The 17651-nt window shown below is 68.1% G+C and carries 16 protein-coding genes; 5 read left to right on the top strand and 11 right to left on the bottom strand.

The annotated features are described in order from the left end of the window. Positions 1-21: 21 nt before the first annotated feature. Positions 22-1311 (bottom strand): acetyl-CoA C-acetyltransferase, encoded by a 1290-nt coding sequence (locus AB0N89_RS22570; protein WP_364207396.1) that lies wholly within the window; start codon positions 1309-1311, stop codon positions 22-24. 92 nt (positions 1312-1403) lie between these two features. On the opposite strand from AB0N89_RS22570, the gene AB0N89_RS22565 reads away from it, so the two are divergent. Both AB0N89_RS22565 and AB0N89_RS22560 read left to right on the top strand, forming a co-directional pair. After that, positions 1404-2738 (top strand): 3-oxoacyl-ACP reductase, encoded by a 1335-nt coding sequence (locus tag AB0N89_RS22565; RefSeq protein ID WP_364207394.1) that lies wholly within the window; start codon positions 1404-1406, stop codon positions 2736-2738. Positions 2739-2740: 2 nt separating this feature from the next. After that, entirely contained in the window at positions 2741-3586 is an 846-nt protein-coding gene (locus AB0N89_RS22560; RefSeq protein ID WP_364207392.1) for a MaoC/PaaZ C-terminal domain-containing protein, read from the top strand. Here the strand turns inward: AB0N89_RS22560 and AB0N89_RS22555 are convergent. Further along, positions 3569-4234: a TetR/AcrR family transcriptional regulator gene (locus AB0N89_RS22555; RefSeq protein WP_005155885.1), complete on the bottom strand. Its 666-nt coding sequence runs from the start codon at positions 4232-4234 to the stop codon at positions 3569-3571. The two genes, AB0N89_RS22560 and AB0N89_RS22555, sit on opposite strands and share 18 nt — an antisense overlap. Before the next feature lie 127 nt (positions 4235-4361). On the opposite strand from AB0N89_RS22555, the gene AB0N89_RS22550 reads away from it, so the two are divergent. Together AB0N89_RS22550 and AB0N89_RS22545 are read left to right on the top strand one after the other, a co-directional pair. Beyond that, positions 4362-5006 carry an SCP2 sterol-binding domain-containing protein gene (locus AB0N89_RS22550; protein ID WP_364207389.1) on the top strand — a complete coding sequence of 215 codons (645 nt, stop codon included), beginning with the start codon at positions 4362-4364 and terminating at the stop codon, positions 5004-5006. Between the two features lie 86 nt (positions 5007-5092). Further along, complete coding sequence (locus AB0N89_RS22545; RefSeq protein WP_364207433.1) at positions 5093-5683, top strand: SCP2 sterol-binding domain-containing protein; 591 nt, start codon at positions 5093-5095, stop codon at positions 5681-5683. Here AB0N89_RS22545 and AB0N89_RS22540 read toward each other — a convergent pair. The 8 genes from AB0N89_RS22540 to pdhA form a co-directional block, all read right to left on the bottom strand. Further along, positions 5680-7413 (bottom strand): ATP-binding protein, encoded by a 1734-nt coding sequence (locus tag AB0N89_RS22540; RefSeq protein ID WP_364207387.1) that lies wholly within the window; start codon positions 7411-7413, stop codon positions 5680-5682. The two genes, AB0N89_RS22545 and AB0N89_RS22540, sit on opposite strands and share 4 nt — an antisense overlap. Before the next feature lie 88 nt (positions 7414-7501). Then, positions 7502-7984 (bottom strand): FxsA family protein, encoded by a 483-nt coding sequence (locus AB0N89_RS22535; RefSeq protein WP_364207385.1) that lies wholly within the window; start codon positions 7982-7984, stop codon positions 7502-7504. A 59-nt stretch (positions 7985-8043) separates the two neighbouring features. Continuing rightward, positions 8044-8544 carry a DNA topology modulation protein FlaR gene (locus AB0N89_RS22530; RefSeq protein WP_364207383.1) on the bottom strand — a complete coding sequence of 167 codons (501 nt, stop codon included), beginning with the start codon at positions 8542-8544 and terminating at the stop codon, positions 8044-8046. Positions 8545-8546: 2 nt separating this feature from the next. After that, positions 8547-10496, bottom strand: a complete 1950-nt coding sequence (locus AB0N89_RS22525) for an ABC transporter ATP-binding protein (protein ID WP_364207381.1) — start codon at positions 10494-10496, stop codon at positions 8547-8549. Between the two features lie 26 nt (positions 10497-10522). Next, positions 10523-11098: a TetR/AcrR family transcriptional regulator gene (locus tag AB0N89_RS22520; RefSeq protein WP_364207432.1), complete on the bottom strand. Its 576-nt coding sequence runs from the start codon at positions 11096-11098 to the stop codon at positions 10523-10525. A 149-nt stretch (positions 11099-11247) separates the two neighbouring features. After that, the gene (locus AB0N89_RS22515) at positions 11248-12588 is read right to left on the bottom strand and encodes a dihydrolipoamide acetyltransferase family protein (RefSeq protein WP_364207379.1); all 1341 of its coding nucleotides are present in this window, start codon (positions 12586-12588) and stop codon (positions 11248-11250) included. Positions 12589-12604: 16 nt separating this feature from the next. Beyond that, entirely contained in the window at positions 12605-13597 is a 993-nt protein-coding gene (locus AB0N89_RS22510) for an alpha-ketoacid dehydrogenase subunit beta (protein ID WP_364207430.1), read from the bottom strand. 1 nt (position 13598) lies between these two features. Continuing rightward, the gene (gene pdhA, locus AB0N89_RS22505; protein ID WP_364207377.1) at positions 13599-14804 is read right to left on the bottom strand and encodes a pyruvate dehydrogenase (acetyl-transferring) E1 component subunit alpha; all 1206 of its coding nucleotides are present in this window, start codon (positions 14802-14804) and stop codon (positions 13599-13601) included. Between the two features lie 373 nt (positions 14805-15177). On the opposite strand from pdhA, the gene AB0N89_RS22500 reads away from it, so the two are divergent. Continuing rightward, positions 15178-16590 (top strand): M20/M25/M40 family metallo-hydrolase, encoded by a 1413-nt coding sequence (locus AB0N89_RS22500; protein ID WP_364207375.1) that lies wholly within the window; start codon positions 15178-15180, stop codon positions 16588-16590. Between the two features lie 57 nt (positions 16591-16647). On the opposite strand, the gene AB0N89_RS22495 is transcribed toward AB0N89_RS22500, so the two are convergent. Beyond that, positions 16648-17646: an ABC transporter substrate-binding protein gene (locus AB0N89_RS22495; protein WP_364207373.1), complete on the bottom strand. Its 999-nt coding sequence runs from the start codon at positions 17644-17646 to the stop codon at positions 16648-16650. Positions 17647-17651 lie beyond the last annotated feature (5 nt).

Genomic DNA, 17651 nt, shown 5'->3' with positions numbered 1-17651 from the left:
GATCCGCTCCGGGCGAACGGTCTACTTCTCGAGGATCGCGGTGACGCCCTGGCCGCCCGCCGCGCAGATCGAGATGAGTCCGCGGCCGGATCCCTTCTCGTTCACCAGCTTCGCGAGGGTGGCGACGATACGGCCGCCGGTCGCGGCGAACGGGTGCCCGGCCGCCAGCGACGAACCGTTGACGTTCAGTTTCGCCCGATCGATGGAGCCGAGCGGCTCGTCGAGACCCAGCTTCTCCTTGGCGAACGCCGGGTCCTCCCACGCCTTGAGGGTGGCGAGCACCTGCGAAGCGAAGGCCTCGTGGATCTCGTAGAAGTCGAAGTCCTGCAGGGTGAGCCCGGCGCGCGTGAGCATCTGCGGGACGGCGTACGCGGGCGCCATCAGCAGGCCCTCGTCACCGTGGACGTAGTCGACGGCCGCGGTCTGCGAGAACGTCAGGTACGCCAGCACGGGCAGCTTCCGCGCCTTCGCCCACTGCTCGGTCGCGAGGAGGACCGTCGACGCGCCGTCGGACAGCGGCGTCGAGTTGCCCGCGGTCATCGTGCCCTCGGGGCCACCGAAGGCGGGCTTCAGCTTCGCGAGCTTCTCGACGCTGGAGTCCGGGCGCAGGTTCTGGTCGCGCGCCAGCTTGAGGTACGGCGTGACCAGGTCGTCGAAGAAGCCCTTGTCGTACGCGGCGCCGAGACGCTGGTGGCTGGTGGCGGCGAGTTCGTCCTGCGCCTCGCGCGTGATCTCCCAGACCTTCGCGGTCAGCGCGGCGTGCTCGCCCATGGACAGGCCGGTGCGCGGCTCGGAGTTGCGCGGGATCTCGGGGACGATGTGGCCGGGACGCAGCTTCGCGGCGAGCTTCAGCCGTTCGGGGAGCGTCTTCGCGGCGTTGAGCTGCACGAGGATCTGGCGCAGGTCGTCGTTGACCGCCAGCGGCGCGTCGGACGTGGTGTCGACGCCACCCGCGATGGCCGAGTCGATCTGGCCGAGGGCGATCTTGTTGGCGACGTTGACGATCGCCTGGAGGCCGGTGCCGCAGGCCATCTGCACGTCGGAGGCGGGGGTGGCGGGGTTCAGTCTGCTGCCGAGGACGCTTTCGCGGGCGAGGTTGAAGTCGCGGGCGTGCTTGAGCACGGCGCCGGCGGCGACCTCGCCGATCACCTCGTCCTGCAGGGAGAAGCGGCTGACCAGGCCGTCGAGGGCGGCGGTGAACATGTCCTGGTTCGACGCCTTCGAGTACGGACCGTTCGAACGGGCGAAGGGGATCCGGTTGCCGCCGATGATCGCGACCTTGCGCACGGGTGCCGTCCTTTTCGTGGCCATTTTTTCCACTCCTCCGTAGGCTCTCTCACACTGTAACCTACTAGCGAGTAGGTTAGAATGCGACGTGACGCAAACTGCACGGGAGGCACGTAATGGCTGACAGGTACCAGCAGTTCACGAAATCCCCGGTGGGGAAATTCGTGGTGCCGAAGCTCGGCCTGCCGAACCCCGCGACGCTCCGCCGGTACAAGCCCGGCCAGCCCGCTCTGGAGGGTCCCGCACTTCTCGGCGCCGCGCCGGGCGGTCGCCTCGAAAAGGTGATCGAGGCTCAGCTGCACCGCGCGGGCATCGAGGTCATCTCGGCGTCGACCGACAGGCACGCCGCGCTCGTCTTCGACGCGACAGGCGTGAAGGACCCGAAGCAGCTTCGCGAGGTCTACGACTTCTTCCACCCGGTGATCCGGAGCGTCGGGCCGTCGGGCCGCGTCGTCATCCTCGGAACGCCGCCGGAGCTGGCCGAAGGGCACGAGCGGATCGCTCAGCGCGCGCTCGAAGGCTTCGTCCGTTCCGTCGGTAAGGAACTGAAGCGCGGCGCGACCGCTCAGCTCGTGTACGTCGCCGAAGGCGCCGAAGAGGCCACCGAGTCCACACTCCGCTTCCTGCTGTCGTCGAAGTCCGCCTTCGTCGACGCCCAGGTCATCCGCGTCGGCACCGAGACCAAGACCGCCTCCGCGCCCGCCGACTGGGCAAAGCCTCTGGACGGCAAGGTCGCCCTGGTCACCGGCGCCTCCCGCGGTATCGGCGCCGCCATCGCCGAGGTGCTGGGCCGCGACGGCGCCCACGTCGTCGCCCTCGACATCCCCGCCCAGGGCGCGGACCTGTCGAAGGTGGCCAACAAGGTCGGCGGTTCGGCGCTGCAGCTGGACATCACCGCCGCCGACGCGCCGGAGAAGCTCGCCGAGTACCTGACCACGCGCCACGGCGGCGTCGACGTCGTCGTGCACAACGCGGGCATCACACGGGACAAGACGCTGGGCAACATGACCGAAGGCGGCTGGGACTCGGTCATCTCGGTCAACCTCGCGTCGCAGCTCGCGGTGAACGAGAAGCTGCTGTCGGACAAGGTGCTGCACGACAACGGCCGGATCATCGGCGTCTCCTCGATCGCCGGGATCGCGGGCAACGTCGGCCAGACCAACTACGCCACCAGCAAGGCGGGCGTCATCGGCATGGTGAACGTCGGCGCGCCGACGCTGGCCGAGTACGGCGGCACGATCAACGCCGTCGCGCCCGGGTTCATCGAGACCAAGATGACCGCCGCGGTGCCGCTGTTCATCCGCGAGGCCGGACGGCGGCTGTCCAGCCTCGGCCAGGGCGGGCTCCCGGTCGACGTCGCCGAGACGATCGCCTGGTACGCGAACCCCGCTTCGGCCGCGGTCAACGGCAACGTGGTCCGCGTCTGCGGCCAGGCACTGCTGGGGGCGTGAGCATGGCCGTCAAGGAACTCCACGCGTCGCCGAGCCTGTCTTCGTTGTATCCCAAGGCGTTGCTCGGTTCGCTGTGCAAGGGCGGCGGGAGCACGCTGCCGTCGACCGAGTTCGTCCGCGAGGGCGTCGTCGTCGACCCGGCGCACCTCGCCGCGTACAACCAGGTGTGCGGGTTCCGGCTGGACGACGTGCTGCCGGCGACGTATCCGCACATCCTCGCGTTCCCGCTGCAGATGGCGCTGATGACCGAGGCCGACTTCCCGTTCCCGTTGCTGGGCATGGTGCACGTCGCCAACCGGATCACCCAGCACCGTCAGCTGCGGCTCGACGAGTCGTTCACCCTGCGCGTGCGCGCGGAGGACCTGCGCCCGCACGAAAAGGGCAAGCAGTTCGACGTCGTCAGCGAATTGCTCGTCAACGACAGTCCCGTGTGGACGGACATCAGCACGTACCTGCGGCGCGGTGGCGGCAGCGGCGAGAAGACCTCGCGAGGTCAGCTCTCGCAGCCGTCGCCCAACGCGATCTGGCACGTGCCCGGCGACATCGGCCGTCGCTACGCCGAGGTCTCCGGCGACCGCAACCCGATCCACCTGCACCCGGTCACCGCGAAGGCGTTCGGGTTCCCGGCCGCGATCGCGCACGGCATGTGGACGAAGGCGCACGCGCTCGCGGCTTTCGAGGGCAGGCTTCCGGAGGCCTTCACCGTCGACGTCAAGTTCAAGCAGCCGGTGCTGCTGCCCGCCAAGGCGGCTTTCACCTCGTGGAGCGAGGGTGACGGCTGGGCTTTCGAGCTGTGGAACGCGCGCAAGCCGAAGCCGCATTTGGAGGGCTCAGTCGTCGCTCTCTGACGGCTTCCAGATCTCGCCCTCGACGAGGTCGTTGAACCCGAGCCAGACCAGGTTCATCAGCCACGAGGCGAGCACGCCGTCGGAGACATCGGGGTGGTCGAGCGCCCAGTCAGCCAGCGACTCGGCCGCCCCGACCAGGGCGGCGGACAGCCCGGCGCCGGAGAACTCGGCCTGCTCGCCGAGGCCCTTGCGGGTGCCGGCGGAGACGACCAGCGCGGCGACCAGCTCGATCGCGCGGGTGCGCATGTCGGTGATCTCCGCGGCGAAGGCGCCGCCGACGGTCATGGCCTGGCGGTGCAGCACCGTCCAGGACTCGCGGTACTCGGCGACGAACCGGTAGAACGCGCGGAGCCCGTGCCAAAGCTGCATGTCAGGCGGCAGATCGGGTTTGATCCCGTCCTGCACCGCCTCCAGCAGGCGGGTGGCTTCGCGGCGGATGCACGCGCCGAAGAGGTCTTCCTTGGAGCCGAGGTAGGTGTAGATCATCGGCTTCGAGACGCCGGCGACCTCGGAGATCTCGTCCATCGACGCGGAGTGATAGCCGTAGCGCGAGAACACCGAGACCGCTGCGTCCAGGATCTGGCGTTCCCGCACCGCTCTCGGCAGCCTTTTGGCGCGTTCGGCGGGACGCGGTACTTCCTCGGACAACTCAGGACCTCCCATTAGTCGCGTGAGACGCTACCGGGCCCCTTCGGGCAAAGGTGCTTTCGGCACGCTTGCCCGCCTACCTACTGGCGGGTAGCCTTACGCCTTGGTAGCTGGAGCTGGAGGGAAAATGACCGAGATCGTGGGGCTGACCGGCCGCGCGCTGGTCGACGCGCTGGAACGGATCGAGCCGGATTCGGCCGAGGCGCACTCTCTCGACGTCAACGAGGTCGCGGGCGCCATCGACCCGAAGGACCTCGGCAAGGACGACGTCCGGCGGCTGCTGACCGCGCTGGGACGGCTCGCGGAATCCGCGCCCGCGTTCGACCTCCGCAAGGTCGACCCGGTCCGGTTCGCGAACCTCGTCGCGCGCGCCTCGCGCACGCAACTCGAAAGCGTCGTCGCCGAACGGCCGCTCCGCGATTGGGTGCTGCGCGAGATCTTCGACCGCATGGGCGCCCACATCCGCCAGGACCGGGCGAAGTCGCTGCACGCCGTCGTCCACTGGCGGCTCTCCGGCGGCGTCGGTGCCGGCGGCTACGACCGCTACGAGACGGTGATCTCGCACGGCGAGTGCACGGTCGACCGGGACATGCGGGAGAAGTCGAGGGTGACGATCACGATCGCGCCCGTCGATTTCTTCCGGCTCATCACCCATCAGGCGACCCCGGCTGTGCTATTCGTCACCGGAAAGATCAAAGTAAAAGGTGACCTGGCATTCGCGGCGGGCCTGATCGGTTTCTTCGACCTTCCGAGAACGCACGAGCCGTCCTGAACCCGGCCGAGCAGATACACTTCCGTGCCGTGCCCCGAAATTCTCCGAACCGGCGCTGGCGGGACAAGGTGCGCCTTTCCCGCCCGTTGCGGCTGCACAAGACACGCACCGCGGGCGAGCACGTCATCAACGCTTTCGCGGAGAAGCTCGAACTCGCCAAACTGACCCCGGAGCAGTTCACGCAGGTGCTGGAAACCCTGCACATGCTGGGCGAAACCGGTGCGGGCATCGAGCTGAGCTCACTGGAGACCGAGGTGCTCGTCGACGTCGTGCAACGCGCGTCGCGAGAACAACTCAAGGCGATCGCGGATCACCGGGAACTGCGTTCTGCGTTCCTCGACGAGATTTTCCGCAGAATGTCGGACCATTTCGCTCCCGAACGTGCACGGCATGTCGACTTCGTCGTCGCCTGGCGTTTCACCGATGGTGACGGGGAAGACGGTTTCGATCGTTTTCAGACGGTCATCGAAGACGGCGTCTGCGTTTCGAGTACCGATCTCGCGCGCACTCCGGACACCACCATCACCTTGTCCGTCGACGACTTCATCCGGATGGCGACCGGCAACGCGGCGGTGGCGGCGATGTTCGTGACCGGCAAGGTGAAGGTCAAGGGCGAGTACGCGCCGGCGGTGCGGTTCAGCGGGTACTTCGACATTCCGAAGCCGAGCGTGGGCTAGCCACCTGGCTCGTCGAGCGTTCGCTTGGACGTACGGCGATAACGGACGTTGGGGCTCCGCAGATTCCGCTCGGTCGCTTCGATCAGCCCTTGCCGGAGCAGGACGGTCAGCCATCGCGTCATCGTGCGGTCGTGCAGTCCGGTCGCCGCCACCAGGTCGGCGCGTGTCGCCTCGTCGTCGCCTAGCGCGTCGAGGATCTCTTCACGCCGGTCGGCACGACGTTTCGGAGGTGTCGGACCGTCCGTGGGAGCGGGAGCCGCGTCTTCGGCGAGGGAGTAGTGCGCGTACCGGCGACCGCCGGCCGGGACCAGAAGTCCCCGTGCGACAAGATCACCGAGTTCTTCGGTCGCCACCCGCGAATCGAGGTCGTTGGCGTTTCGATAGGCCTGGTTGTTGAGCGTCTCCCCGTGGAACAGCATCGCGAGGCCGTGGCATTGGCTGTCGGTGAGGCCGTGCTCGTCCAGTGAAGCGATCCAACGGACCGCGTCATCGCCCATCAATGTGTGGTTCGGGAAGGTCGCCGTGAAGGTGGAAATGTCATCGGCGAACCGAGGCGGACTGAGCTTGGCGTCGCGCATCGCGGCCAGCATCGCCGGGATCCCGGAGCCGCGGTTTTCGCAGATAGGACGATCCGAACCGGGCAACGGGGTGTCTTCGAGGATCTTCAGCAGCGTCGCGTTGCGCGCCGAGGAGGTGCCTTCGACGCCGAGGTTCTCTTCGCGGACCGACCCGTAGAGGCCGCCGGGGTTACGGATGAGCAGGCGATCGGGGTACATCTCGACCTGCACCTGTGTCCCGTGGGAAGGGCCCGAGTAGTCGCGGTGCACCAGCGCGTTCACGACTGCTTCTCGTAGCGCGGTCTCGGGGTACTCGTACGTTTCGGCCCGTCCGGCGCCGCGAACGGTGGAACGCCGTTTCATGTTGCGACGGAGAGCGATGAGCGCTTCGTCCACCATCGCCGGAATCGGCCCCTCGGCCGCGACGTTGTCGATGAACCGCGTCCCGTTTCGTGGATCAGGTCCCGATTTCGTCGGGTAGTGCACGAAAGTCAGCATGAGCTGCGGGAAGAATTCCTGAGGGTAGGCGCCCAGTGCCAGCAGCCCCGCGAGGGAAAGCTCGGTGCCGACGAGAACCTTCGCGCGCCGCAGTGCCGCGGTGGTGTCCAAGTTCGCGAATGCCCTGCTCCGGTGGCGGCGGAGGCGGCTCAGAAAAGTTTCGACCAGCGCGTCGTCGAGGTTCGCGATGCTCGTACCCGCGACGGGTTGCTCGTCATCCCGCGGTTGACCGCGGTTCGCCATCATCAGTTGTACTTCGTACGGGCTCAGCTTCCGATCCCCGTCGGCGACCCTGACGAAGCTCATGCCTGTGCCGCGGTTGTACGAAGGTTTGCTTCCCGGCGGTAGTTCAGGGATCTCCGCGACCACCAGGGCCGCGCCTTCGAAACGGTGAGTCCCGATGAGCGGGCGTAGCGGCGGCTCCAGGTTTTCCGAGCACAACGCCGCCAGATCGGCTTCCATCTTCGCCGGGTCGCGAACTCCGGTCGCCTCGAACCCTTGGGATTCGTCGAGGCCCAGGATCAGGACTCCGCCGGTGGTGTTGGCGAAAGCCGAGAGCGTTTCGCGGACGCTCCTCGGAAGCTTGGATTCGGCTCGTTTGGCCTCGACAAAGGCATGGTCACCGCCGAGGTCGCGAAGGCTCGCGATGATCTCGGCGAGTTCGTCGTAGAGCATGCCGCCATCCCAGCTTAGACACTAGCTTAGACACTAGCTTAGACATTGGGGTTTAGTGGCGAAGCTAGTGTCTAAGCTGGGATTGCGCCTAGCCCTCGACGATGCGGCCCTCGATCACCGGCGGCTGCTTCCTGGCGGCCTCGGCGGGCGGCGTGTCCGTGACGACCTCGCTGTCCACCACCATCACCGGCCCGCGGGCGCGGTTGGCGAACTTGACCGCCCGGCGCTGCATCCGCTTCTGCCAGACCTTGCGCGCGACACTGCGGGTCGGCGGGAGGATGAACAGCAGGCCGATGACGTCGCTGACGAAACCGGGCAGCAGGATCAGCAGGCCGCCGAGCCCGATCAGCATGCCGTCGGTGAGTTCCTTCTCCGCGTCGGCGGGGCGGCCGAGCCGCGCGGACTCGGCGAACGCCCGGAAGGCACGGCCGCCTTCGCGGCGCGCGAGCCAGGACCCGATGAACGCACCGGCGAAGAGCAGCGCGATCGTGCCGAGCACACCGATGGCCGAGCCCACCGCCCACACGGCGGCGATCTCGGCGACGACATAGAGCAGGAACGCGACAGCCATACCCGGACAACGTACGGCTTGCCCGTTTTGCTCCCGAACCCCCGATACGGTGACCTGGGTCAACCGAATCGGCGCAGGAACTCCTCCGCCTCGCCCGGCCTGGTCAGCACGATCCGCCGTGCGTGCGCCCCTTGTTCCGCGAGTCGCCGCACCGTCCGCTCCCGGTGGTGCTTCGGCCAGCGCCAGACGTAGAGGCCGAACTCCGGATCCAGTCTTTCGGGGCAGCCGGGCGCCTGGTTGTCCTGGCCGAATTCGCGCAGGGTCCGCATCAGCACCCGCCGGAGGCAGACGCGGCGCGGGTAGTCGAGGAAGACGATCGTGTCCGCTCGCGGGAGCCGGAGATGCATCGACGACCCGTAGTTCCCGTCGATCACCCAGGAATCGGACGCGACGATCTCCTGTTGCGCGGCGTGGAACTCGGCGTCCGGCGCCGGCGTCCACCCCGGTCGCCAGTAGAGCCGGTCGAGATGGGTGACGGGGAGGCCGAGCGCGGCGCCGAGTCGTCGCGAGAACGTCGACTTCCCGGCGCCACTGCAGCCGACGACCATGACCCGCCGCATCGTCAGCCGACGGCTTCGTCGAGGTACGCGGCGGCCTGCAGGGTGAACAGGTCGGCGTAGCCCGCCTTCGCCGCCATCAGCTCGTCGTGCGTCCCGTATTCGGCGACCTTTCCGTGCTCCAGCAACAAGATCCGCTCCGCTTGCCGGACGGTGGAGAACCGGTGCGAGATGTACAGCGTCGTCCGTCCCTCCGAAAGCTCCCGCAGGCGCGAGAAGAGGTCGTGCTCGGCCTGGGCGTCCAGCGCGGACGTCGGTTCGTCGAGGATCAGGATCGGCGCCTCCCGCAGGAACGCCCTCGCGAGTGCGATCTTCTGCCATTCGCCGCCGGAGAGACTCACACCCTGGTCGAACCATCGGCCGAGGGGGCTGTCGTATCCGCTGGGCAGGCGCTCGATCCGCTCGTCGGCGCCGGCCCGCTTCGCCGACGCCTCGATCCGTTTGCGGTCGACGAGGTGCGTGAGGTCGCCGAGCCCGATGTTCTCGGCCGCGGTGCCCTGGTAGGTGACGTAGTCCTGGAACATCGCGCTGATCTGCCGTCGCAGAGCCACCGGGTCGTACTCGCGGATGTCGACGTCGTCGAGCAGGATCCGCCCGCCGGTCGGGTCGTACAGCCGGCAGAGCAGTTTGAACAGCGTCGACTTCCCGGCGCCGTTCCGGCCGACGACGGCGACCGTCTCACCGGGCCGGATCTCGAAACTCACACCGTCGAGCGCGGGTTCGGCCGCCCCGGGATAGGTGAAGGACACTTCCTCGAACCTGATGTGTCCCTCCACAGTGGACGGAAGAGGGCGCGGTTCCGGCGGCGCGACTATCTCCGGTTTCGTGCCGAGGAAGCGATACAGCGTGTCGAGGTAGAGATTGTTCTCGTACATCCCGGAAAACGCGGTGAACAGACCCTGGACGGACGTCTGCACCGAAGCCGCGGCGGCCGTATACAGCGCGAGATCGCCGAGGGTGAGCCTGCCGCCGACGGCCTCCAGCGCGATGTACAGCGCGATCGCGGATCCGGCGGCGGTGCTCAGCAGTCCCCACGACGTCGAGCTGACGCTGCGCTTGCGGGTCAGTTTCCGCTGACGGTCGTAGGAGACCTGGCCGAGCCGCTGGAATCGGTCGACGAAGTACGGGCCGAGCCCGAAGAGCTTGGTCTCCTTGGCATAGGTGTCCGTGGTGACCAAAGAGGACAGATAGTCCATCCGCCGTTTCAGCGGCGACATCATCAAGTTCAGCCAGAAAGCGCGGGCGCCGTACTTCGACTGCGAGATGAACGCGGGGATCGGGGCCAGCAGCGCGACGAGCGCCAGCAGCGGGCTGATCGAGACGAGCAGCGCGATCATGCTGCCGAAGGTGATCGCCGTCCGGACCAGGCCCAGCGCCGAGTTCATCATCGACAGCGGCCGGGTCGGCGCCTCCTGCGCGGCCTGGCGCAGCATGTCGTAGGACGCGGATCCTTCGAAGTACGACAGGTGCAGCTTGCTCGAATGCTCCATCACCTGGTGGCGGATGGTCAGTGTCATGCGTTCCTGCAGCAGGGACTGGCCGTAGGTGGTCAGCGCCTGGGAGAGCGCGGTGAGCACGAGGACACCGAACTGGAACAGCGCGACCCCCACGATCGCGCCCTTGGTGCCGTGGCCCTGGATCGCCGCGACCACCGAGTCGATCAGCAGTTTCGCGACGTACGCGGTCGCCGTCGGCAACAGCCCGGAAAGCAGCGTCACCAAGGTGATCGTGATGGTCAGGAACGGGCTCGCCTGCCAGGTCAGTTTCGCGACCTTGGGCAGGCCGCGGACCGTGCCCGCGACGTTGACCCACATGCGGCCGAGCCGGGACTTCAGGTCCTTCGGAACGGCTTCGGGCTCGGGTTCCGGGATGTCGACGGGGCCGGTCAGCCCGCTGTCGGGCACCGTCGACGGCGGACGGCGTCGCCTGCCACCCCTGGCCAGCAGCAGTTCCATGCCGCCGCCCCCACCGGGCGGGCCGATCACGTGGCCGCCAAAGCGCCGTTGAGGAACACGTCGACGAGTTCCATCGTGGTGGGCTCGTCGCCGTTGGCGTCGAACCGCATCCGGCCGCTGAACAGCAGCGAAAGGAAGAGCGCGGCCAACTGGGTCGCGGGCAGCCGGAGGCGGTCCTTCTCCGGTTCGAACAGCTCGGCCATGGCGTCGCGCATCGCGGTCATCGACTCCTTGCGCCGGTCCCGGCCGTCGCCGGGACCGTGGCGATGCTCGGGCCGCCTGCCGGAGCCGTGCATGACCGCCATCAGCGCGCCCATCCGCTGGAGATGCGCGCTGAGCGCGTCAGCCGCCTCGACGAGCCTGTCGTCGAGGGGCTGTTCGAGGTCGATCACCGCGATGGCGTCGAGTACCTGGTCGGGCTTCAGCGCTTCGGCGAAGCAGGTGGCGAAGAGCTCGTCCTTGTCCTTGAAGACCCGGAAGACCGTGCCCTCGCCGATGCCGGCCGCGCGGGCGATCTGGCTGGTGGTGACGCCGGCGCCGTGCTCCACCATCAGGGGCAGCACGGACTGGACGATCATCCTCCGTCGCTCTTCGGGGCTCATTCCCGGCGCTCTCCGCCGGGTCGGGGTTTCCGTCATGCCGTCTAGTGTGCGGAGTGAGTGCTCACTCCGTCAACCGATTAAGGCTGAAGTCCGTGAAGGCCTCCTTCACTACCCTCAAGGTAGTGAAGGAGGCCTTCACGGACTTTGGGTCAGTAGGTGATCGCGACCGCGGGGTCGGCCAGCAGGGCGCCGACGTCGGCCAGGAACTCCGAACCCTGCTGCCCGTCGACCACGCGGTGGTCGAAGCTCAGCGAAAGCTGGAGCACCTTGCGCACCTTGATCTCGCCGTCGACCACCCACGGGGTGTCCTTGATCGCGCCGAGGCACAGGATCGCGGACTCGCCGGGGTTGATGATCGGCGTACCGGTGTCGACGCCGAAGACGCCGACGTTGGTGATGGTGATCGTGCCGCCGAGCATGGCCGCCGGGGTGGTCTTGCCCTCGCGGGCGACGTCGGTCAGCTCGGTGAGCGCGATCGCGAGTTCCTTGAGGGACATCGCGTCCGCGTCGCGGACCTTGGGCACGACGAGCCCGCGCGGAGTGGCCGCGGCGATCCCGAGGTGCACGTAGTCCTTGTAGACGATCTCCTGCGCCGCCTCGTCCCACACCGCGTTGACGTCCGGAGTGCGCTTGGCCGCCAGGCAGACCGCCTTCGCCGCGAAGGTCAGCGGGGTGACCTTGACCCCGGCGAACTCGCGCGACTTCTTGAGCTTCTCCCGGAATTCCATCATCGGCGTGACGTCGATGGTGAGGAACTCCGTGACGTGCGGGGCGGTGTAGGCGCTCTGCACCATCGCGGCGGCGGTGGCCTTGCGGACGCCCTTGATCGGCACGCGGCGTTCCCGCGTCGCCGGGTCGTAGCCGCTGTCCACAGTGGACGGCGAAACCGCGGGTGCGGCGGAACCGTTGGCGGCCGCGTGGACGTCGTCACGGGTGATGACGCCGCCGTCGGCGGTGCCGGTGAGCGCGTGCAGGTCGACGCCGAGATCCTTGGCGAGCTTCCGCACCGGCGGCTTCGCGAGCGGGACGTACCCGCCCTTCGGCTTGGCGGGCGCGGGCGCCACAGCCACCGGAGCAGGAGCGGCGGCCACGGGAGCAGGAGCGGCAGCGCCCTTGCGTGCCCGCCGCTGCGTGACGACGGCCTTGGAGCCGTAGCCGACCAGCGGCTTCATCTCCTCTTCCGCCGGCTCTTCCGCGGCCGGGGCGGTAGTGGCGGTAGTGGGTGCCGGGGCCGCCTTGCCGCCCGGGTCGACGTCGATGGTGAGGATCGGCGCGCCGACCTCCACCGTCTGACCCGGTTCGACGAGCAGTTCGGTGACCACACCCGCCCACGGGATGGGCAGTTCGACGGCGGCCTTCGCGGTCTCGACCTCGACGACGATCTGGTTCACCGTCACGGTGTCACCCGGCTTGACCTGCCAGGCGATGATGTCGGCCTCGGTCAGCCCCTCCGCCGTGTCGGCGAGGGGGAAGTGTTTGTACTCGGGCATTTCAGGAACTTCCCCCTTACCAGGCGAGCGAACGGTCGACGGTGTGCAGCACCCGGTCCAGGTCGGGGAGGTAGTGCTCCTCGAGCTTGGCAGGCGGGTACGGCGTGTCGAATCCGGTCACCCGCAGCACGGGGGCTTCCAGCGAGTAGAAGCATTCCTGCTGCACGCGCGCGGCGATCTCCGAGGTCAGCGACGACTCCGACGGCGCCTCGCTCAGCGCGATGAGCCGTCCGGTCTTGCGCACCGACTCGAACACCGGCTCCAGGTCGAGCGGGGACAGCGTCCGCAGGTCGATGACCTCCAGCGACTTGCCCTCGTCCTCGGCGGCGGCCGCCGCGTCGAGCGCGACCTTCACCGAAGGGCCGTACGCGACGACGGTGGCCGTCGTGCCTTCGCGGACGACGCGGGACTTGAACAGCTGGTCCGGCGTGGCCTCGACGTCGACCTCGGACTTCATCGCGCCCGAGTGGTACAGCTTCTTGGGCTCGAAGAACAGGATCGGGTCGTCGGACTTGATCGCCTGCTGGATGCCCCAGTAGGCGTCGACGGCGTTCGAAACCGACACGACCTTGAGACCGGGGATGTGCGCGAACAGCGATTCCGGCGACTCCGAGTGGTGCTCGACCGCGCCGATGCCGCCGCCGAACGGCACCCGGATGACGATGGGCATCTTGATCTTGCCCTGCGTCCGGTAGTGCAGCTTCGCGACCTGGCTGGAGATCTGGTCGAAGCCCGGGAAGATGAAGCCCTCGAACTGGATCTCGCACACCGGGCGGAATCCGCGGACGGCCAGGCCGACCGCGGTGCCGATGATGCCCGATTCCGCGAGCGGCGTGTCCAGGACGCGTTGCTCGCCGAAGTCCTTCTGGAGGCCGTCGGTGATGCGGAAGACGCCGCCGAGCTTGCCGACGTCCTCACCCATGATCAGGACCTTCGGGTCCTCTTCCATGGCGCGCCGGAGGCCGAGGTTGAGGGCCTTGCCGATGGTGAGTTTCTGGAGATCCGCCATTTCAGTGCTCACCCGCCCCGACGAAACCGTCCATGTAGGACAGGAACTCTTCGCGCTGCGCGTCCAGCAGCGGCGTGGACTCCGCGTACACGTTGGAGAAGATCCGGTCCGGCGGCGGTTCGGGCATGTTGAAGCAGTACTCGCGCAGCTCGGCCGCGAAGGCGTCCGAATCGGCCTGCACCTGGTCGAAGAACGCCTGGTCGGCGCCGCCACCGCGGGCGAGGTACGCCCGGACGCGCTCGATCGGGTCCTTCAGCTTCCACTCCTCCAGCTCGTCCGAGAGCCGGTAGCGGGTGGGGTCGTCGGTGGTGGTGTGCGCGTCCATCCGGTAGGTGAACGCCTCGATCAGCACCGGGCCGTTGCCGTGACGGCACTCCTCCAGCGCCCAGCGGGAGACCGCGAGGCAGGCGAGGACGTCGTTGCCGTCCACGCGGATGCCGGGGAAGCCGTAGCCGCGGGCGCGCTGGTACAGCGGCAGCCGGGACTGGCGTTCGGTGGGCTCCGAGATCGCCCACTGGTTGTTCTGGCAGAAGAACACGAGCGGCGCGTCGTAGACGGCGGCCCAGACGAAGCCTTCGTGCACGTCGCCCTGCGAAGTCGCTCCGTCACCGAAGTAACAAATGGTCGCTTCGCTGTCGTCGTCGCCGACCTTGCCTTCGAACTTCTGGCCCATCGCGTACCCGGCGGCGTTGAGCACCTGGTTGCCGATCACGATGGTGTACGGGTGGAAGCCGTGGGCCTTGTAGTCCCAGCCGCTGTGGTCGGTGCAGCGGAAGATGCCGAGCACCTCTTTGAGGTCGACGCCGCGGGCGTACGCGACACCGTGCTCGCGGTAGCTGGGGAACGCCATGTCCCCCTTCCGCAGCGCGCGGCCGGAGCCGATCTGCGCGGCTTCCTGCCCGAGCAGCGGCACCCAGATGCCGAGCTGGCCCTGGCGCTGCATCGCGTTGGCCTCACGGTCCGCGCGGCGGACCAGGACCATGTCGCGGTACAGGCCCTTGAGGGCTTCGGCGTCGATGTCGTCGACGTAGCGGTCGAATTGCGGCGAGGAGACCCGTTCGCCTTCGGGGGTGAGCAGCTGAGTCAGCTCAGCGCCACCTTCGCTCGTTGCTCGCAAACCGGCGATCACCTGTTCGGGAGAAGGTTGCGCCGCTACGGCGGCGGGACCGTCTCCAGGTTCCGGGTGCGTCCAGTGTTCGGACGGCATGCGCTGCTCTCCTTGATGTCGGCGCCTCTGGCGGCCACTTGTGGCGGCCACAGTGACTGCGCCGGCGGGGACCAGCGCGTCGGATCTGAAGCGCTGGGTCACCATCGGCGTTGACGGTTCGTGCGCACATCCTGGCATGCCGGACGCCGTTTTGGTCAGGGCAGGATGCTGATTTGTTGCTGAGAAACGGTGTCTGATCAGGGAAAATGCTAGGAAGCCCGAGTGTGGGGCCGCCGAAAGTAGGGGTTTCACTCGCGGGCCGACCAGCGGACGGCGGACCCGGACGGGTGTCCTGTCCGGCTTGATCGATGACGATCCGTGCCCGCCGTTGTGATCCATCACACGCCGCCGGCGTCGTGGCAGGATGGCGGACGTGGAGCAGAAATCCGTACGCGAAACCGTGGTTTCGAACTGGACCGACGAAGTCCTTCCCAGCCTGTCCGGCCTGGTGGCGATCCCCGCCTTGTCGCCGGCGTTCGACCCCGAGTGGGCGAAGACCGGGCACCTGGCCGCCGCCGTCGAGCACGTCCGCTCCTGGATCGCCGCCCGGGAGATCCCCGGCGCGACGCTCGAGGTCGTGGAACTCGAAGGCCGCAGCCCGCTGCTGGTCGTCGACATCCCGGCGACATCCGAAGCGGCCGAGAAGGGCACCGTGCTGATGTACGGGCACCTCGACAAGCAGCCTCCGGTCGGTGGCTGGTCCGAGGGGCTCGACCCGTGGATGCCGGTGATCCGCGACGGCAGGCTGTACGGCCGCGGCGCGGTCGACGACGGCTACTCGGGTTACGCGGCGACGACGGCGATCGAGGCCGTGCGCGCCTCCGGTGGCGAGCACTCCCGCGCGGTCGTGCTGCTGGAGACCGGTGAGGAGTCCGGCAGCCCGGACCTTCCCGCTTACGTCGAGCACTTGAAGGAGAAGCTCGGCGAGGTCACGCTGGTCGTCTGCCTCGACGCAGGCGGCACCGACTACAAGCGCCTGTGGCTGACCACCAGCCTGCGCGGCATGTTGCACGTCAACGTCACCGTGAAGGTGCTCGAATCCGCGCAGCACTCCGGTATGGCCAGCGGCATCGTGGCGAGTTCGTTCCGCGTCCTGCGCGCGCTGATCGACCGGATCGAGAACGCCGAGACCGGCGAGATCAAGCTCGCCGAGCTGAGCGTCGACATCCCGGAGAACCGCGTCGACGAGGCCCGCGGTGTCGTCGAGATCGCGCCCGGCGCGGCGAAGACGCTGTTCCCGGTGGTCGGCCGGCCGGTGTCCGACGACGACCTCGAACTGCTGCTCAACAACTCGTGGCGGCCGACGCTTTCGGTGATCGGCGCGGAGGGCTTCCCGCTCCCGGCCGACGCGGGCAACGTGCTGCGCGACAGCACCACGCTCACCCTGAGCTTCCGTCTCCCGCCGACCGCGAACGCGAAGGCCGCGATGGAGGCCGTCCGCCGCGTGCTCACCACCGACGTGCCTTACGACGCTTCGGTCGAGCTCGGCGGGTTCCAGGCCGAGAACGGCTGGAACGCCCCGGACACCGCGCCGTGGCTCGACGAGGTCCTGCACCACGTGAGCGGCGAGGTCTTCGGTGAGCCGCACAAGAGCTTCGGCATGGGCGGGTCGATCCCGTTCATGGGGCTGCTCGGCGAGAAGTACCCGGACGCGCAGTTCGTGGTCACCGGCGCCTGCGGGCCGGACTCGAACATCCACGTGCCGGACGAGTGGCTGAACATCGACTTCGCGCAGCGGGTCACCGAGGCGGTCGCGCACATCCTGGACGCGCACGCCCGGAGCTGACGACCGGAGCTGAAGGGGACTTTCCCCGCATCGCATGCGGAAAAGTCCCCTTCAGCCTCACGCGAACTTGTTCAGCGCCGCGGTCAGCTCGGTCAGCTGCGGCGTGAAGCGCTGATACGAGAACGGCGTCTCGTTGTTCCAGGGGATCAGCTTCCCGGCCTTCACCGCCGGCAGCTGGGCCCAGGTCGGCACGCCGCCGAGCCCGTCCGGGCCGAGCGAAAGTGAACCGCCGCGGTTGTCGTACATGATCACGTCGGCGGGGTACTTGCCGATGTTCTCCCAGCTGATCTGCTGGTAGTAGCCGCCCTGGCTCTCGTCCGGCGCCTCCGGCGTGACGAAGTTCAGCCCCTTGCTCTGGTAGTGCTTCGAGGTCGCGAACTTCGGCGCGTTCGAGACGTAGACGGCGTCCTTCTGCGCGGACACCAGGAGGATCTTCAGCCCGGCAGCCTTCTTGGCCGCTTCGCCGAGCGCGGCGTCGGCCTTCTCGTATTCCTCCTTCGCCGCCTTGATCGCCGGAGTCTCGGTGTCGGCGCCGAGCGCCTTCGCGAGCGAGATGAACTTCGCGATCCCCTCGGGCATCGAGATGTCCTGCAGCCGGATCCCGACGCTCGGCGCGGCCTTGTCAATCTTCTCCGTCTGCGTGTCCGGGACGTACCACATCTGTTCCTTGAGGTACATCACGCTGATCAGCAGCTGCGGGTTCAGTGAGACGAACTTGTCGAAGTTGAACTCGTTCCACACGTTCCCGAGCGAGGTCACCGTGTTCAGGTCGACGCCGCCCGCCTGCGGGTCCGGCTTGCCGTCGGCGAACTTCGACGGCCCGAAGATCCCGACCGACTTCACGCCGAGGTCCCACAACGCCGCCGCGGCGGTCACCTGCGCGACGATCCGGGTCGGCCGCTCGCCTTCGAGTTTGCGGCCGCGGTCGTCGGTGAAGGACCAGGTCGCGCCCGCTCCCTGCGTGGGCGCTTCGTCCTGGTAGCCGCAGGCCGTCAGGAGGCCGGTGGCGCCGAGCGCCGCGGTGCCGGCGAGGAAGCCGCGTCGGGAGAGGTGCATCGGTG

Origin of the sequence: Amycolatopsis sp. NPDC089917, assembly GCF_040684635.1 — a bacterium.
GTDB lineage: Bacteria > Actinomycetota > Actinomycetes > Mycobacteriales > Pseudonocardiaceae > Amycolatopsis.
This window is presented reverse-complemented; position numbering and strand designations above follow the sequence as displayed.

Coding starts and splice junctions, on each gene's coding strand:
- AB0N89_RS22495 (WP_364207373.1), bottom strand. CDS start 17,646: ATGCACCTCTCCCGACGCGGCTTCCTCGCCGGCACCGCGGCGCTCGGC.
- AB0N89_RS22515 (WP_364207379.1), bottom strand. CDS start 12,588: ATGCCCGAGTACAAACACTTCCCCCTCGCCGACACGGCGGAGGGGCTG.
- AB0N89_RS22570 (WP_364207396.1), bottom strand. CDS start 1,311: ATGGCCACGAAAAGGACGGCACCCGTGCGCAAGGTCGCGATCATCGGC.
- AB0N89_RS22565 (WP_364207394.1), top strand. CDS start 1,404: ATGGCTGACAGGTACCAGCAGTTCACGAAATCCCCGGTGGGGAAATTC.
- AB0N89_RS22510 (WP_364207430.1), bottom strand. CDS start 13,597: ATGGCGGATCTCCAGAAACTCACCATCGGCAAGGCCCTCAACCTCGGC.
- AB0N89_RS22530 (WP_364207383.1), bottom strand. CDS start 8,544: ATGCGGCGGGTCATGGTCGTCGGCTGCAGTGGCGCCGGGAAGTCGACG.
- AB0N89_RS22560 (WP_364207392.1), top strand. CDS start 2,741: ATGGCCGTCAAGGAACTCCACGCGTCGCCGAGCCTGTCTTCGTTGTAT.
- AB0N89_RS22525 (WP_364207381.1), bottom strand. CDS start 10,496: ATGGAACTGCTGCTGGCCAGGGGTGGCAGGCGACGCCGTCCGCCGTCG.
- AB0N89_RS22535 (WP_364207385.1), bottom strand. CDS start 7,984: ATGGCTGTCGCGTTCCTGCTCTATGTCGTCGCCGAGATCGCCGCCGTG.
- AB0N89_RS22550 (WP_364207389.1), top strand. CDS start 4,362: ATGACCGAGATCGTGGGGCTGACCGGCCGCGCGCTGGTCGACGCGCTG.
- AB0N89_RS22540 (WP_364207387.1), bottom strand. CDS start 7,413: ATGCTCTACGACGAACTCGCCGAGATCATCGCGAGCCTTCGCGACCTC.
- AB0N89_RS22520 (WP_364207432.1), bottom strand. CDS start 11,098: ATGAGCCCCGAAGAGCGACGGAGGATGATCGTCCAGTCCGTGCTGCCC.
- pdhA (WP_364207377.1), bottom strand. CDS start 14,804: ATGCCGTCCGAACACTGGACGCACCCGGAACCTGGAGACGGTCCCGCC.